At 56.3% G+C, this 15,486-nt stretch carries 15 protein-coding genes; 2 read left to right on the forward strand and 13 right to left on the reverse strand.

The window, feature by feature from the left end:
• Positions 1 to 146: 146 nt before the first annotated feature.
• The 6 genes from EKM86_RS09810 to EKM86_RS09835 form a co-directional block, all read right to left on the reverse strand.
• On the reverse strand, positions 147 to 1,826 hold the full coding sequence (locus tag EKM86_RS09810; RefSeq protein ID WP_125757486.1) for a SpaH/EbpB family LPXTG-anchored major pilin: 1,680 nt from the start codon (positions 1,824 to 1,826) through the stop codon (positions 147 to 149).
• Positions 1,827 to 1,842: 16 nt separating this feature from the next.
• Complete coding sequence (locus EKM86_RS09815; RefSeq protein WP_125757488.1) at positions 1,843 to 3,111, reverse strand: pilin N-terminal domain-containing protein; 1,269 nt, start codon at positions 3,109 to 3,111, stop codon at positions 1,843 to 1,845.
• Between the two features lies 1 nt (position 3,112).
• The gene (locus tag EKM86_RS09820; protein ID WP_125757490.1) at positions 3,113 to 6,166 is read right to left on the reverse strand and encodes an MSCRAMM family protein; all 3,054 of its coding nucleotides are present in this window, start codon (positions 6,164 to 6,166) and stop codon (positions 3,113 to 3,115) included.
• A gap of 253 nt (positions 6,167 to 6,419) precedes the next feature.
• Complete coding sequence (locus tag EKM86_RS09825; RefSeq protein ID WP_125757492.1) at positions 6,420 to 7,409, reverse strand: aldo/keto reductase; 990 nt, start codon at positions 7,407 to 7,409, stop codon at positions 6,420 to 6,422.
• An 81-nt stretch (positions 7,410 to 7,490) separates the two neighbouring features.
• A complete protein-coding gene (locus EKM86_RS09830; protein ID WP_125757494.1) occupies positions 7,491 to 8,303 on the reverse strand; it encodes an HAD family hydrolase in 813 nt (270 codons plus the stop codon).
• Between the two features lie 84 nt (positions 8,304 to 8,387).
• Positions 8,388 to 8,732 carry a hypothetical protein gene (locus EKM86_RS09835; RefSeq protein WP_125757496.1) on the reverse strand — a complete coding sequence of 115 codons (345 nt, stop codon included), beginning with the start codon at positions 8,730 to 8,732 and terminating at the stop codon, positions 8,388 to 8,390.
• A gap of 171 nt (positions 8,733 to 8,903) precedes the next feature.
• Between EKM86_RS09835 and EKM86_RS09840 the strand changes: the two genes are divergently transcribed.
• Complete coding sequence (locus EKM86_RS09840) at positions 8,904 to 9,176, forward strand: DUF2187 domain-containing protein (protein WP_125757498.1); 273 nt, start codon at positions 8,904 to 8,906, stop codon at positions 9,174 to 9,176.
• Positions 9,177 to 9,194: 18 nt separating this feature from the next.
• On the opposite strand, the gene brnQ is transcribed toward EKM86_RS09840, so the two are convergent.
• Genes brnQ through EKM86_RS09855 form a run of 3 tightly spaced genes read right to left on the reverse strand, consistent with a single transcriptional unit; the run spans position 9,195 to position 11,867 of the window.
• Complete coding sequence (brnQ, locus tag EKM86_RS09845) at positions 9,195 to 10,538, reverse strand: branched-chain amino acid transport system II carrier protein (RefSeq protein ID WP_125757500.1); 1,344 nt, start codon at positions 10,536 to 10,538, stop codon at positions 9,195 to 9,197.
• Between the two features lie 9 nt (positions 10,539 to 10,547).
• Complete coding sequence (locus EKM86_RS09850) at positions 10,548 to 11,363, reverse strand: Cof-type HAD-IIB family hydrolase (protein WP_125757502.1); 816 nt, start codon at positions 11,361 to 11,363, stop codon at positions 10,548 to 10,550.
• A 27-nt stretch (positions 11,364 to 11,390) separates the two neighbouring features.
• Positions 11,391 to 11,867: a nucleoside 2-deoxyribosyltransferase gene (locus EKM86_RS09855; RefSeq protein ID WP_125757504.1), complete on the reverse strand. Its 477-nt coding sequence runs from the start codon at positions 11,865 to 11,867 to the stop codon at positions 11,391 to 11,393.
• A 61-nt stretch (positions 11,868 to 11,928) separates the two neighbouring features.
• On the opposite strand from EKM86_RS09855, the gene EKM86_RS09860 reads away from it, so the two are divergent.
• Entirely contained in the window at positions 11,929 to 12,411 is a 483-nt protein-coding gene (locus tag EKM86_RS09860; protein WP_379909467.1) for a ribonuclease H family protein, read from the forward strand.
• Here the strand turns inward: EKM86_RS09860 and EKM86_RS09865 are convergent.
• From EKM86_RS09865 to EKM86_RS09880, 4 genes are all read right to left on the reverse strand, one after another.
• The gene (locus tag EKM86_RS09865) at positions 12,391 to 13,293 is read right to left on the reverse strand and encodes a LysR family transcriptional regulator (protein ID WP_125757508.1); all 903 of its coding nucleotides are present in this window, start codon (positions 13,291 to 13,293) and stop codon (positions 12,391 to 12,393) included. The genes EKM86_RS09860 and EKM86_RS09865 overlap by 21 nt on opposite strands.
• Positions 13,294 to 13,531: 238 nt before the next feature.
• Entirely contained in the window at positions 13,532 to 13,900 is a 369-nt protein-coding gene (locus EKM86_RS09870; RefSeq protein WP_125757510.1) for a DUF1634 domain-containing protein, read from the reverse strand.
• On the reverse strand, positions 13,897 to 14,742 hold the full coding sequence (locus tag EKM86_RS09875) for a sulfite exporter TauE/SafE family protein (protein WP_125757542.1): 846 nt from the start codon (positions 14,740 to 14,742) through the stop codon (positions 13,897 to 13,899). The genes EKM86_RS09870 and EKM86_RS09875 overlap by 4 nt, the downstream gene beginning before the upstream one ends.
• A 6-nt stretch (positions 14,743 to 14,748) precedes the next feature.
• Entirely contained in the window at positions 14,749 to 15,366 is a 618-nt protein-coding gene (locus EKM86_RS09880; RefSeq protein WP_125757512.1) for a hypothetical protein, read from the reverse strand.
• Between the last annotated feature and the right edge of the window lie 120 nt (positions 15,367 to 15,486).

Here is a 15,486-nt window from a genome sequence, read left to right on the forward strand (position 1 = left end):
TCGCAACGCTCCAAACGTTGCTTTCAGACCGGCCAGATGCGATTTCATGTCCCAAATACCGAGGTGAATAATCCAGGATCAGTGAACAGAGTCGCTTTTTTGCGTTTCTTCTTGGCCATTTTGCCTCAGCTCCGTTTCAGGAAAAATTAAGCGCGCCGCTTCTTGATCATCACCGCGGTACCCATCGCCGCCGTCCCGACAATCAGGAAGGCCGCAATGCCCATGGAACCAGTGATTGGGAGGACACCATCGTCTGGGGTGTTTAGAACTTTGTCATAAAGAACCCCGTTTTCACCTATCGTAATGGTGCCCTCGTGCCCGGCGACAATGGTGAAGTTAATCGGGGTATCAGATTTTACATAACCGGTTGGTGCAGTCTCTTCATGAAGTTTGTATGCGCCAGACTGCAGACCATGAAATTCAAGATTACCAACATTGCCCGCAGAACTACCCGTCGCGAAAATTGTTCCTTCGTCTGTCCATTCAATATTGTTGGCTTTGTATACACCATCAGCGTTGGTCAAAGTTGGCGCCTTATCAAATTCTGCATACTTAATCTTTCCGTCAATCATTTGAGAAATCCTAAAGGTCGCGCCTGATAGCTCATGGTTCGTGTCGTTAGAGTCGACCTTCGTGAACCTAAAGCCCCCATACTCTACGGTAGGCGCCGTTGCGATCAGCGTCTCATCGCCAAGTGTAATGCGGAAGTCGTTCCCAATATCTGCCGTTGGGACTGCAAATTCATTCAAGGTTACGGTGTAATTGAACTGAACGTGCTTTCCAGCAATGGTCTTCAGCAGCGTTTCCAGTGCGGTCGCATCTTTAGGGTTGCTGAAGTCCACGGAGTAGGTGAAGCCTGCCTTGTCCGTCGCATTCCCTACGATCGGGGTGTAGTTCATCGCCGCATCAAACTCGTTTTTGACGTCCTTCCCATCAACCATAATTGAGTCCAGGCTCTTGAACGTGGTCCCAGTAGTGGACATAGTATCGGTGATGGTCAGCCCTTTGAACAAGTATGAGTTATCTGCTCGCTTCTCCGCGATATTGCCCGGAATGTTGACACTGGCGTTATAGCGAATATCCTCGCCCACTTCATAGCTATACGACTTTCCGTCTCCACTTACCCCTTCTTTCAGGTTATCGATTTCCTTTGTCACAGCGCTATTTTTTGCGTACAGGTTTACCTCTTTATAGAATTTACCTTCAGCGTTTTTAATCGGGAAACCAGCAATGATGGGGAGTGAGATGAACATGTTGCCGTTTGCACTGTCTGGACCACCAGCAACTTCTTCAATCAGGTAAATGTCATACTTGGAGCCAGTCTTGGTCGCCACGTCGTCAAAAACGGCGATGCCATCTTCGCCAGTTATAGCAGTGCCTTTTGATACTGCACCACCGCCTGCCGCGGTCCAGGTTGTCTTATTAGTCGACCAGTCCTGCGAAATAATCTTAACTGCCTGTTCGATTGCTTCCTTCTCAGTAAGCTGTGCATCACCCTTTCGCAACTCGGCAACCTGAGCATCAACGAGGGCGCGGATATTGTAAATGTTGAAAGTGACGTCCTTTAACGGGGTTGCCTTATCGAATTCGAGCTCTGCCCCTGTATTTGGCTTTGGTGTCGAATCCGCGTTTAGAAATTTAAGTTTATGGACCTTTAACTTCACTGTCTCAGGCAGCGTATTTGACATGTTTTCGCCTGTTTTAGTCGTTGCTGCCGAGGTAATCGTCGGCGCCACCGCACTCACAGAAGTCAATGTAGTCAAAGCCATTGAGCAGACCATCATGCCTGCCATGGTGAAACGGGTCAGTTTAGTTGCTTTTGTCATGGTTTCGTTCCCCTTATTAGTTAGTCTGACGGCGGCGCAGTGTCCGCCAAGCGAAAAACATCAAGATCAGGCCAGCGATGATCATCATCATGCTGACAATGTTGCCGGTTTGCGGCAGGCGACCGTTGGATTGGCCGCCGGGCTTGATTGGTGCCGCTGGACTCACTGGCTTGGCTTCCTCTGGTGCCCGGTCGTTGTAGACCCGCGGCCGACCTTTTTCAATTGTTGGCTGCAGCACAACGCCGGACTCGGTTTCATCCATTGGTTCGCCATTTACCAGCACCGGGTTGAAGTCCCCGTTTTCTTTTTCCCAGGTCGACGGGATCTCTACCTTCACGCCCGAATCACCGAGATTGTTGACGTAGCCGGGCACCGAGCGCAGTTCCTCGAAGTAGTAGGTGCCACTGGGCAGGAACCGCTCGCCGGTGTTGACCAAACCATCCTTGTCAGAAATGAACTTGTTCACGCGCTCGTCGTTCAGCGGACTGGCGGACGTGATCCACTCGTTTTTCAGATCACTCACATCCGTCATACTCAGGTATTCTTTTCGACCGTCGATCATCCGGTACAGCGCGAATACCGCGCCTTCAAGCCGGACATCCTGATCCGTGGCTGTGCGCCCAAACTTGAAAAAGTAAGGGTCGCGCACGTAGCCGATGTTTTTGGAGTAGATGTGAATCGTGTTCAGGTACTCATTGGCTGAGTTGCGCTGCGGCAGGACCACCATCAGTGGCGCGGCTTTGCGGGTCAAGTCCACGTTCAACTCAGTCCCGGAATCCACGCTGGTTTCGATGATCAGGTAGGCGGCGTAACTGTTGCCGCTACGAGTCGGCAGCGTGAACTTCACGATCCCGTCTTCCGCGCCGACTGTCGCAGTCTTTCCTGTGCCGACACGGTTAAAGTCCTGCCGTGCTTCTTCCAGCGCGTCCTTTCGCGGCTTGGCCGCCCAACCGTCAACAAAGTCCTTGACCGACTCATTTTGCTCTTTGGATTCGGTGTAAGCCGCGGTCGCGTCGAACACTTCGAAAGTGGCGCCATTTAACCCAAAGGTGTTGTCGGTTTGAATGGTGTCGAGAATTTCGCCGGTGTTGTTGTACTGCCAGCTAAAGTTCCCCCACTGGTGATCCGGCTTGGAAGTGGCGCGGACGTCTCGGTTGATGCGCTTGTGAATGACGATCTCGGTTTGGTCGGCAAGCGTGGCGCTTGCCGCTTCCACCGCCTGGCCCTTCAGAAATGGAATTGCCAAAGCGGCCGCGGCGGCAACCATCAAAAGTTTCTTGAACATGTTAGCGCACCTCCATTTCGCGGGTGTGGCGGAAGAAAAACCAAAGGCCAAACGCCAGCATCACTAGCAGGCCAGCAATCATCACGAACAGTCCGGTCCCTGGACCACCAGTTGCCGGCAGCACCGGATCCAGCGGTTCGTTGTCGACGGACATGGTGATCTGGTTATAGCTCAGGCTGGCTTGCGTTAGTTCGGCGTCGAAGGTGTATCCATCCCCTAGGCTGACATCTTTGCCCGTGTAGGTCAGTTTTACATCGCCTTCTGCCATAATGGTCAATTTGAACTGGCCCTCAAGCGCCTGGTAGCCAGTTGGCGCCTGAACTTCTTCAAGCGTATATTCGCCAGCCTTTAAGCCAGTGAAAGTGAGCTTACCACCTTCAGTCGTGGCCATTTGATTCACATCATTTGAACCGGTGATTTTAAAGATCGCGCCATCAAGCAAGTCATTCGGTTCGCCTCGCTTGGTCAGGTCAAGCTGGAACGGCTTAAGACTGTTTTTTAGCTTACCTGTCTCGCCGTATTTGCTGTCCCAAGTGATTTTGCCATCGGCGGTGATGGTGACCAGGATACCTTCTGCAGGCAGTCCGCTGTGGCCGGTTGGCGTCGCGATCTCCTTCATCTGGTAACTCCCTGGTCGTACGTTAGTGAAGGTCACCCGGCCATCTTTGTCCGTGACATTGGATTTATACAGCTGGGTCTCCCCCGTATACAGGGCGAACTGGGCGCCTGCCAAGACTTGGCTTATCTCACCGACCTTGGTGAAGCTGACGTCAGTTTTGCGTTTGTCCTGATAGATCCGCACCATGTTCGTTTCTTGGTCATAGACTGGCTCTTCTCGGCCCTTCATGTACCACTTGGAAGTGGCCGTGTTTTCCATCCAAAATTTGCCCTCTGGCAGATTCTCTGGCAGCTCTGCTTCAGCAGTGGTGGGCTCGATGGCCAAGCGGATGCTGAAGAAGCCGTTGGTGAAAAGCATTTTCGAAATCTGGTCAGAGTTGAGCGTCACTGTCACAGTGGTCCGGCCATCTTTAATGCTTTCAGTGATCTGTTCTTTGGCCAGGGCAATGGGGCGGGACTCTCGGCTGACATTGCGATCGCCGAACAAGCTCACCGCGGGTACGTCATTCTTCTGGGAGAGCTTCACCCCTGCCGGTAGCTCGTCAGTGATGACAATGGTGTCTGGCCGCACAATAAAATCGCCGGCCTGGCTGTATAGCTCCTGATTGAGGTAGTAGTACAACTGTTGGCCGCCGGCACTGTTCTCGCCGGTTTGTGGGTCGACGTAATAATCGTTGACGTTTTTTTCGGCCATCTGGTTGTCCGTGTATATCTCTCCGGCAGCCGCGATATCCTCTTTGGTGCCACCGCCAGCGTTAGGGTCGGTGGTGACGCTCTTGTTCACCGCGACGTCGGGATTATAGAGCTTGATATCGCCACTCGCGTTGGCCAGCCAGGTGGATCCCGCCTGAGAACCGGTCCCGCGAACAAAAGTGAAGGTGTTGCCCGCTAAATTGAAGGCCACGGCCCCTTCCTCGAACCGATCACCATCAAGCGCATCGCCCCATTCGTCCTCTTCTAGGTCGCGTGGCGTGTCCCAGTTGCCCCAGTAACGGGCAGTGTAGCCAAGGGCATCCGCGCCTTCTGCTTCATCACTACCGGCTTCCACCCAGGAATTGCTGGTTCGAAACTCGTTGACCTTATCCTTATCATTTTCTGGTCCAAGTTGGTCGGCCCAAAAGGCCGTATTCTTGACCCACTCGGGCTTGACCATATTGGCGGTGAGGCCATCCTTGGAGCCCGCGAATTCACCTGGGTTCAGAGAAGTGAAAGTGAGTTGCGGGCTGCCGTCAGAGTTTGGCACCGTTGAGAAATTCACCAGATGACTAGGATCATCAGCTTGGAAGAACTGGACTTGCCAGTCAAAGCTGAAGATATTTGTGATCGACATTCCTGAGTAAAAATTACTCGAAAAGTCGATCCCAATATCGTGATTAGGCCCCCATTCGAGCGTGTTTTCCCGGCGCTTAATGTTGGTCACGGTCACATAGGCCCCGACCTCGACCGGATTAGGCGCCGCGTCAAGAACATGGCCGACACTGCCGTAATAAACCTGGATAGCTAGTGAATCGCTATTTACCAAGTTGCGCGGAAAAATCACTGCGGAAGAGGTGCCGTTCGTATACTCCGTGGAAACCTTATTTTCCATTGCACTTTGATCGCCGTATTTATCCCGCTCGACTGAGCCGTCCACACCTTTTTCGTAAATCTTGATATCTTGGTGATCAGCGCCCACTTCGTTGCCCTGGTAGATTGCGGCAATTTTGAACGGCTGGGCTTTGGTGGTGGCGCTGAGCATCAGATTGACGGCCTGTAAATCGTCACCGCCACCGGGTTCGGTGATGCCGCCGATTTCTTTCGCATCGCCGGCAGTTGCCTCCTGCACTTCGGCGACATCTTCAGTCGGCGGCGCTGGTGCTTCAGCCTCAGGCAGCGTGATCTCGTGCGGGCCGGCCTGTTCCGCGGTTAATACGTCGGGTTGAACCGCATCCGGGTCGGCATCGGCATCACCTTCATCGCCGGTGGTGTGAACCGGGACTTCAGCACTGCTTGCCGTAGCCGCAGAAGTTCCTTTCTGATTGACCTGAACGGCCACAAAAATCTTCCGGACGGCCTTCTTGGTCGTATATTTCAGTGTGCCTTTGGCCGTCCGGCTGTATGCCTCTTCAATGAACCATCGATCAGCAGGCACGGTGGCCTGCGTTGCTTGGAAGTGTTCTTCAGCCTCTGGCGCCAGCTGGTTTGCGGCCTCTTGGTCGGTGCTGACCCGAAGCTTGAAAGCGCGCGGCGCAGGGGATGATGCCCGGCTGTAATTAACGGTCCAAGTGATCTCATCCCCGGTTTCTTCGCCGCGAACCGTCACCTTCTCGCCGGCCTCATCAAGGATGACCTGCTCTTCTGGGGTCCCGATCGCGTTCACCGGCACTCCGGCCAGGCTGGCCACCTGCGTCAGTAACAACACCAGTACCATGAGGCCATGCATGAGATTCTTTTTCATGTGGTTCCCCCTTCGATTGAACGTCATGACGTCTCGGTCAGTGCTAGCTATCGTCCAATAACGTAATCAACACGATTATCATTCCCCATAGCTTATGAATCAGATAACGATTCGTCTAATTAAATGCTAGCATGATGAATATTGCACAAGGAAATTAAAACGTTCGGAATATTTAAATACACAATACAAAAAGGCCTGCATCCCTGATTTAACAGGAATACAGGCCGATTGTTAACCTAGTGAATCTTATCTGTCAGCTAATGATCTTATCGATTGTCGCCAACTCATCCGTCGTAAAGTCAAGGTGTGAACAAGCTTTCAGGTTATCCTCGAGGTGTGCCACGCTAGTCGTACCAATGATCACGCTCGTGACAACCGGATCCCGCAGCAGCCAGGCCAGCGCCATTTGCGCCAGGGTTTGGCCGCGGCCCGAGGCCAGGTCGTTCAAGGCATTAAGCTTGGTGACCACCGAAGCGCGGCCGGCGGCAAAGGTCGCTTTGTTGGTGGGGTGGATCTTGAACGTCTCCGGGATCCCTGTCAGGTACCGATCGGAAAGAAGGCCCTCGGACAGTGGCCCATAAGCAACCAGCCCTGCCCCGGCATCGCGCAGCACGTCCAGCAGGCCGGTGGTTTCGACACTGCGGTTGAACATGTTGTAGCTCATCTGGTCGACCACAAACGGCGTGCCCAAGTCCTGGAACAAGCGGATTGCACGCTTAGCCTGCGGCGTGTCATAGTTCGAGACCCCGATGTACAGCGCCTTGCCCTGCCGCACGACGTCATCCAGCGCCCGCACGGTTTCGGCCACATCCACGGTGTCGTCGAAGCGGTGCGCGTAAAATAAATCGACGTAATCTAACTGCAGGCGCTCAAGCGAGTCGTCGATGCCTTGCAGCACCGCCTTGCGCGAGGTGCCCGTGCCGTATGGGCCGGGATGAATCTCGTAGCCGACTTTGGTGGAAATTACCAACTCGTCGCGATACGGTTTCAGCTCACTGCCGAGGATCTGGCCCAGTAAGCTTTCGCTGGAGCCAAAGTCCCCGTCGCCGTAGTGGTTGGCCACATCAAAATGGAACACGCCGCGGTCAAAGGCGGCCAGGATGACCTCCCGCCGCGCTGCGAGTGGGTCCGCCGAGCCGAAGTGCTGCCAGAGCCCCAGCGAGATCGCCGGCAGCATCAGGCCGCTTTTCCCGGCATGACGCACTGGCACGTTCGCGTAACGATTTTCGTCTGCGTGATACATGTGATCACTCTCCTTTAGTTTGCCTTAACGGTACCACGAAGCCGGCCAAAAGCATAAGAAAAGCGCCGCTGGGTGCGGCGCTCATAGCTTGAAGTAATCAGCCAAAAAATTGGCCAGACCGTCCTCAGTGTTGGGGCCGGTTTCGTACTTGGCGGCCGCCTTGACGGCCGGCACCGCGTTTCCCATCGCAACCGAGATGCCGGCGCTTTGCAGCATCCCGATGTCATTTTGCCCGTCGCCAAACGCAATGGTGTGATCTGCCGGAATGGCGAGCTTTGCCTGCAATTCGGCGACCGCGTTGGCCTTGTCGACGTGTTTGGGAATCAGCTCGATGTTGTTGGTGAAACTGGCCGACAGGTGCAGCAGGTCTTGTTGGGCGAGTTCGGCTCGGACCGCGGCCAGCTCGCCATGGTCGTGCAGGGAAAACACATTGCCGTTGATGATTTCGCCGGCGTGCTGCACCAGTGCAGAAACGTCAGGCAGCTGTGTGACCGCCATGGCCAGATCTTTGGGCGCAAAAGAATACATGTACTGCTTCAGCACGGGATCCGGGTCGCTGACATAGTACACAGCATCGTCCGTATAGTACACACCGGTCAGTCCGTGCTTGGTCGTGGCGGCCTCAATAGCGGCCAAGGCTTTGGCTCCCAGCAGATGGTGGACCCGACCGCCTGGGGCGTCGTAGGAGGCACCGTTAGAGGCGATGATCTCGGCCCGCGGTCCGATTTGCTTGGCCATGTTTTCGGCCAGCGCGTGCATGCGCCCGGTGGCCAGGTAGAACTGGTGGCCGCGGTCCAGCAGCTGATTGATCACCGCGCTGGTGCGCGCGGTGATGGTGGTGTTGTCGATGGCCAAGGTGCCGTCGACGTCGGATACGATCAAATACGGGGTCATGCCCTCGCCTCCCAAAGAATATCAGGTTATTATACAGGAACCCCGCGCATCAAAAAAGCAGTGATCACTCACTGCTGCAATGGATTAACGACCTTGCGGGGCCTTTGCAATCGTCTTGTCGTACCATTCCGACCATGGCTCTGCGGGCTTCCCGTTGGCGTTAAACTTCGCCTTCACGGTCGTCAGCAAGGCGGCAAAGTTGTCGCTGCGGTCACGAACCAAGCCATCATGCAGCTCGTCCGGCAGAAATGAGTCGTTGACCAGCAGCCACTGGTTAATATCGGCAATGTGCCCGGTCAAGTCGATCTGCGCCAAAGCGTCTAGCCCCTCGTGTTGGTACTGATCAATGTAGAACGTGGCAAAATCCGAGATTGCCGTGTGTTTTGCGGCATCGCTCAGATCTTTGAACAAAAGTGTGGTCTCAGCCAAAAATCGTCATCCCTTCTCGTTTTCTTTCCTCTATACGATAAGCCTTCTGCAGGCTTTTTGGCAAATCATTCTGGTTCGAAAAAAGTTAAGCAATATCTATTGCTTTAGCCCTAGTGATGCGTTAGTATCCTTCCTATCCGTTAAGGAATAGAGCGAAAGGAACTGATCGTCATGAAGAGAGAAGAAATCCTGCTCGGCGATACCGTGAGGGCCAAAGTCAAGGAAGATATGGCGCACGTCTTCACTGGCACCGTGCAGAAAAAATACGAAAACTCGGCACTGCTCAACATCACCGACTATGATCCCAGCGACAAGCAAAACGCCGCCGAACTCAACTTCAAAATTGTCATCAACTTCAAAGCCGTCACCAAAAACCTCGGCGGCGGCCATCCTGATCCCGAGCCAGAACCGGAAGACCAGCCGGCCCGGAACGCCAAAAAGTAAATGCCTTAGCGCCTGAAATCAGGCGTTTTTTTGATGCCGCAAGCCGCGCTCCAGCACGGTGCCGACCACCAGGCCCAGGACGGCCGGCACGACCCAACCGAGGCCGTAAGCAAACCCCGGCAAAAAGTGGCCGAGCCGCAGCAACTGGGCGATCCAGCCATGGTGCAGGCCAGCGGGCAGCGCGTTGAGGCCATCGAACAGCGCCGGCACCAGGGTGAACAGCGTCACCGTGCCAAACAGGGCGCGTGCGTGGCCCAGCCACGGCGTCAGCAGGCTGAGCAAAATCAGCGTGATCGCCAGCGGGTACAGGAAGTACATCACCGGGGTAGCCACGCTGAGAATGGCGTCGAGCCCAAAGTTGGCAAACAGCAGCGCGGCACCTGAGGCTAAGCTGATCAAGGTGAAGTAGGAAATTTTAGGAAACAGCTCGTGCAAGGCATCGCCGAACGCGGAGATCAACCCGATCGCCGTTTTTAGGCAGGCCAAGATCACGATCGCCGCCAGCAGCATCGCCCCCACCGGCCCAAAGTAGGCCCGCGCGACATTTGCCAGAATCGGCCCGCCGTTGCTGGCCCGGGCGAAGACGCCCAGCGAATTGCGACCCAAAAGCGCCAAGAGCGCGTACAACAGCCCCATCAAAACGACCGCCAGCGCCCCGGCCTTGATCGTGTTGCCGGCAATGGCCGTGGGTTTGGTGACGCCCAGGTCCTTGAGCGCATCGACGACGATGATGCCAAAAGCCAAGGCGGCCAGCGCGTCCATGGTCGAATACCCGGCGGTGAAGCCAGTGAGCAGCGGCTGGCTGCGGTAGACCCCAGCAGGGGCGCCGCCTTGACCCAGCGGATGAACCACCACGGCCACCAGCAAAATACCCAGCACGATCAGAAATGCCGGCGTCAAAATTTTCCCGACATAATCCATGATTTTGCTTGGCCGCCGGGCAAACCACCACGCCAGCCCGAAGAACAGCACCGAGTACACCAACATCCCCAAGGTCTGATGGCCGCGGCCGACCACATCGGCCAATCCGATCTCGTAGGAAATCGGGGCCAGGCGCGGCAGTGCGAACGCCGGTCCAATGCAGAGATACAGCACCAGCGTGAACCAAAAGGCGTAATGCCGGTTCACCTGCTTGGCCAGCTCGTACACGCCATCGGTTTTGGTGATGCCGATCGCCGCCACCCCGAGCAGCGGCAGACCGACGCCGGACAGCAAAAAGCCCAGCAGTGCTGGCCCCAGGTGGCTGCCAGCCTGTTGACCGACAAACACCGGAAATATCAGATTGCCGGCGCCAAAAAAGAGCCCGAACAGCATCGAGCCGATCACTAGTTGTTCCCGTTTCGTCAGTTGATGTGAGGCCATGGCTCCTCCTTAAGCGGCAAGGTGAAGGTACGACTGCAAAAAGCGGGCGACCCCGTCATGCGCATTGTCAGCCGGGGTGACCGCGTTGGCCGCGGCCAGGACCTCCTGGCGGGCATTTTGCATGGCCACGCCGACTCCGGCGTATTCGATCATGTCCAGGTCGTTGAGGTCATCCCCGAACGCAAGAATATCCGGTTGCGCGATGCCGTATGCGCCGGCGACGTAAGCCACGGCGCGCGACTTGGAGGCGTGCGCCGTCGTGATCTCAAGTGCCGTGTGCTCACCGCTCCACGCGCCCCAGGTCTTGGCGACCAGCTGCGGGAAGCGCTGGTGGACGGCGGTAGTCAGCGGCGCCAGCAGGTCGCCATCGACAAACAGGGTCACCGAGATTGGGGCCTGGGTCAGGCCGGCCTGATCAAACAGGTGAGCCGGGTGCGGCAGGTCCGGCAGAAAGGGAATGTTGGTGTACGGGTGGTCTGCGCGCAGCAACTGCTTGCCTTCCGCCACCATCACGCGAATGTCAAAATCCTGGCGCAGGTCCAGCAGCTGCAGCGCCGTGTCGATCGGAATGGTTGCCTGTAGCTCGCGGTCCCACTGCTGGTGCGGCTTTTGAATCAAGCCGCCGTTAAAATTGATCATGGGCCCGGTCAGGCCGATTTGATCGTAAAAATTCTCGGTAATCGAATCCGGCCGGCCGGTGGTGATGACCACCAGGTGGCCGGCAGCGGTGGCCGCGCGCAGCGTCTTAATGGTTTCTACACTCAGCTGGCTGTCCTGGTTCAGGGTCGTGCCATCCAGGTCTAAAGCAATCAGTTTTTGGTTCATAAGCGTTCCTCCTACTCTTGGTTCGGATCAGTACACGGCGCCGGGATAGAAATTGGCGGTCAGGCTGGAGAAGTCGTAAGTGGCCATCTCGGACAGCCGCATCACGACATCGGCGGCGCCCCAGGCCATCAGATTGATGGGTTCGCCAAATTGCGCGTCGGGAATGATGAGCACCACCGGCTTGCCAAGCGCGTGCGCGTACCCGATCTCCACGCCGCAGCCGACGTCTTCCGCCTTGGGCAGATACACAGCCGCCACGAGGTCGGTTTGCTTGATGCCCAGCAAGTCGCCTTTGTAGGTGGCCGTGGCCCACTCCGGGTCCTTCAGGTACTCAGGGTGCTGGCCGACATCCAAGTTTTTGTACGGGTGCGCCAGCGGCACGTATGACTGATCGGCTGCCAGGCTCGGATTTTGGTTCATGGCGGCTAAGGCTTGATCGTAGGCTTGTTTTTGCGCCGGTGTGAACCAGCCGGCGGCAAAGTAAATGCTTTTGGGATTGGTCAATGGGTTCTCCTTCTTGCTTGAAGCCCCCCAGCACGTATAATGATTGCTGGAGGTGGCAGACATCAACATTCAACTGTACACAGACGGCGGCAACCGCAACACGGGCAACGTGAAGGGTGGCTCCGTGCGCCCGACGGACAAAAGTGCGTGGGCCGCGCTGCTGATTTACGGGGCGCATAAGAAAATGCTTTCCGGCGCGGATTACGGTCGCACCAACAACTACATGGAGATCACCGCGGTCATCGAAGGCCTCAAGGCGATCACCAAGCCGAGCTACCAGGTCGATGTCTATTCCGACTCCGCCTATGTCATCAACACGATGAACGAGCGCTGGTGGGTCAAGTGGCAGCAAAACGGCTGGCAGAAAAAAGGCAAGCCAGTCATCAACAAGGCATTGTGGCAGGCGCTGTTGGCGCAGGTCGACCGCTTCGCCGAACCGCCGGTGTTTCACAAGGTCAAGGGCCACGCGAACAATCAGCACAATAACGAGGTCGACGCGGCGCTCAACGCCGCCATGGACAAGCTACCGGCTCGCGGGCATTAAGTTATCGGGATACGTCTTTTGAACGAACTGCGCGATCACCGTCAGCATGTGCTCCACTGACGGTGATTTTTGCGTAGTTGGATTCGTGACGAGACACAAAGTCCGGGCGAAGGGCTCGGAAAACGGCCAAACATTAACGTCGCCGGTCAGCTTCTGCAAGGCCAGCTTGGGCAGCACGCCAAAGCCCAGTCCCGCCTCAACCATCGAGAGAATCGACTGATCATCGATTGAGTAATTCAGCGAGTTGGTCGACACCTGATAGCGGTCCAGGGCGGCCTTGGTGTCGCGATCGTAGTCGCCTTGCTGCAGGATGAAGGTCTGCTTGTTCATGTCGGCATCGGTCATTGTCTTGCCGTTTTTCGGGGTGAAGTCGCGCGGCGTGATGCAATAGATCGGGTCCTTGAGCAGCGGCACGACCACCAGCGACGACTCCACCGGCAGCAGCGAAAAGCCGATGTCGAGCGTGCCGGTGCGCACCTGCTCGCCGATTTCGTTGAAGCCGCCTTGCATCACCGACACGTCAACCTTCGGCGTTTCGGCCTTGAATTGGCGAATCACCGGTGGCAGCCAGTTGGTCGACACTGAGGAAAAAGCCCCCAGCCGCACGCGGCCAGTGTTTTGGCCGTTGATGTTATCTGCGATCTGGGTGAGCTGATCCTCAAGGTTCAAGATGGCCTGCACCGTGGGCAGCACCTGCCGGCCGTCTGGGGTCAGCTCAACGCCGGTGCGATTGCGAATGAACAGTGGAAAGCCAAGGGCGGTTTCCAGCTGCGAGACGCTGTGGCTGATCGCGCTGGGGGTGACGTTAAGCGCCGCGGCGGCGCGGATAAAGGTTTTCTCCGTGACCACGGCGCGAAAAACTTGGTAACTGAAGTTGGACATGGCGGCTCCTCACGTGATGAATTTTCACAGTAAATCATGTTATGTGAATAATCATACGCCTGTCCGGGCGGCGGTCAAGCCCTCGTGTCATGCAAAATAAGCGGGACAACGACACCTCTTAGTTGCGTGCCATCAAGCAACGCCCAGACCCACAAACACCTCTGCGCCACGATTTCAAGAACTAAATCGCGACGCAGAGGTGCTTGTGTTTTGGGCTAAGCCCGCTTGCTGTCACAGCCTAGCCCAAGTACCCAATGACCATCGCACCGATCAGGATGACCAGCACCACCGTGGTGATCCAGGTGTACAGGCGGTCTTTTTCCTTGATGAAGGCGTAAATGGAGACGACGACCCGCAGGACCGGGGTCAGGATCAACAGAAACAGCCCCAGCATCAGCACCGCGTATGGCTTCAGCGCGATCACCCCTTGCAGGATGGCCGCCGGGCGGCTCGGGTGGGCGCCGGCCGGATAACCACCCGTGCCTTCAATCAGGAACATCAGAAGGCCGATTCCAATCACGGTCGCGGCGACGATCACGCCGATGCGCAGGATCTTGCCGATGATCAACTCAATGTCCTTGGTTTCGGTTTCGATTTTCTGGTTCATCCGATGTTCACCCCGAATCCTTTAAGCAGCATCTGCAGGCCCATGTAGCCAATCACCGGAATGAAGATCCAGCGCAGCACCTTGGTCGGCATAATCTGCATCAGCCGCGTGCCCAGCGTCGCGCCAATCAGGATGCCAATCGCCAGCGGCGCGGCAATTTGCGGCTGCAGCGAGCCGTTGAAAAAGTACACGGTCGCACTGGCGGCAGCGGTGACCCCCATCATTAGATTCGATGTGGCAGTCGATGGCTTCAGCGGCATTTTCATGATGGTGTCCATCGCCAGAACCTTGAACGCCCCAGACCCGATGCCGAGCAGTCCAGATGCCAGCCCGGCACCAAACATCATGGCAAACCCGCCTGGGACATTCGTGACCTGGTACTCGACGCGTTGACCGGTGCTTTTGTCGAAGTACTCGCCGTTCAGATTCAATTTCTCGGCCGCCTTGTCCGGCACCGGCGCCTTGATGTTTTCCGGCTTCATCAGCATCTTGCGGATCATGTTGTAAACCGAAAACAGCAGCAGCGCCCCGAACAGGAAGTACAGGATGTTGGCGTTGAACAGCCCGGTCAAAATCGCGCCGAGCACCGCACCGACCGTGGTCGCAATTTCCAGAAACATCGCGACGCGTAGGTTCAGCATGTCGTCCTTGAGGTACGCGATGGTCGCACCGCTGGAGGTAGCGATGACCGCCACAATGCTGGCGGCGATCGCGTACTGGATCGGCAGGCCCATCATCAACGTCAACACCGGCGTGATGATGATGCCGCCGCCCAGCCCCAGTAAGGCGCCCAGAATACCGGCCATCAGGCCAACACCGGCGAGCAGAAGTGCCTGACCCACCATCGGCTAGTCCTCCTTTTTGCGGCTAGTCGTGCTGCGCTTTTTGGCCGCAGGCTTGCGCGTCGTGCGCTTGCGGGTCGCCGGCTTCTTGGCCGCCGTGCGCCGCGTGCTGGTTTTGCGGGTGGTCTTGGCGCGGCTCGCTGGGGCTTCCTTGACGATTGGCTTTGGCGCCTCACGGGTCGTCTTGATGACGGCCAGCTTTTCGTGGACCTCGGCCGCGACCGCCGCCATGTTGGCCCGCTTGTCGGCGAGATAGGCGTCCGCCGTCGCGATCTCATCGATGCGCAGGCCAGACGCGTTGACGTATGGTGACACCACAATCAGGTTGAGGTCGATTGGCGTTTCTTTGTCCGCATCGAGGAAGTTGGTGACCTTCTTGCTGTCCTCAAACGGCAGGTTGATGATGCCCGTTTCGATTCGAACATAGGTGGGTTCATCTCCTGCGATCGTCAGCTGCGCCGAAATGAGCTTACCGGTTGAAAGCGCCTGGTCCACGTCGTTAAACACCGGCGCCAGGGCCTTTTCGATATCGGCCGTCGCTGCTGCCTCAGTGATCGGATAATTGGTCTGCTCGAAGTTTTCCGCTTCAATGGCTTCCTGAAAAGCCTTCACGTTGATTTCCATGTTTATCCCTCTTTACTTATTCTTTGGCCATCATATCCTATGTAAGCGGCTCGGTTCAAGCCAGCTTCCCTTTTCAAGCCCGAACATCCGTTTTATACTGGTAGGAAAAGCCGGCGCGAC

The sequence above is a fragment of the Lacticaseibacillus hegangensis genome, from assembly GCF_003946465.1.
Lineage (GTDB): Bacteria > Bacillota > Bacilli > Lactobacillales > Lactobacillaceae > Lacticaseibacillus > Lacticaseibacillus hegangensis.

Bases quoted from the DNA above. Each gene is read 5' to 3' on its own strand.
- EKM86_RS09810 (WP_125757486.1), bottom strand. From the start codon at position 1,826: ATGACAAAAGCAACTAAACTGACCCGTTTCACCATGGCAGGCATGATG.
- EKM86_RS09815 (WP_125757488.1), bottom strand. From the start codon at position 3,111: ATGTTCAAGAAACTTTTGATGGTTGCCGCCGCGGCCGCTTTGGCAATT.
- EKM86_RS09820 (WP_125757490.1), bottom strand. From the start codon at position 6,166: ATGAAAAAGAATCTCATGCATGGCCTCATGGTACTGGTGTTGTTACTG.
- EKM86_RS09825 (WP_125757492.1), bottom strand. From the start codon at position 7,409: ATGTATCACGCAGACGAAAATCGTTACGCGAACGTGCCAGTGCGTCAT.
- EKM86_RS09830 (WP_125757494.1), bottom strand. From the start codon at position 8,303: ATGACCCCGTATTTGATCGTATCCGACGTCGACGGCACCTTGGCCATC.
- EKM86_RS09840 (WP_125757498.1), top strand. From the start codon at position 8,904: ATGAAGAGAGAAGAAATCCTGCTCGGCGATACCGTGAGGGCCAAAGTC.
- brnQ (WP_125757500.1), bottom strand. From the start codon at position 10,538: ATGGCCTCACATCAACTGACGAAACGGGAACAACTAGTGATCGGCTCG.
- EKM86_RS09850 (WP_125757502.1), bottom strand. From the start codon at position 11,363: ATGAACCAAAAACTGATTGCTTTAGACCTGGATGGCACGACCCTGAAC.
- EKM86_RS09865 (WP_125757508.1), bottom strand. From the start codon at position 13,293: ATGTCCAACTTCAGTTACCAAGTTTTTCGCGCCGTGGTCACGGAGAAA.
- EKM86_RS09870 (WP_125757510.1), bottom strand. From the start codon at position 13,900: ATGAACCAGAAAATCGAAACCGAAACCAAGGACATTGAGTTGATCATC.
- EKM86_RS09880 (WP_125757512.1), bottom strand. From the start codon at position 15,366: ATGGAAATCAACGTGAAGGCTTTTCAGGAAGCCATTGAAGCGGAAAAC.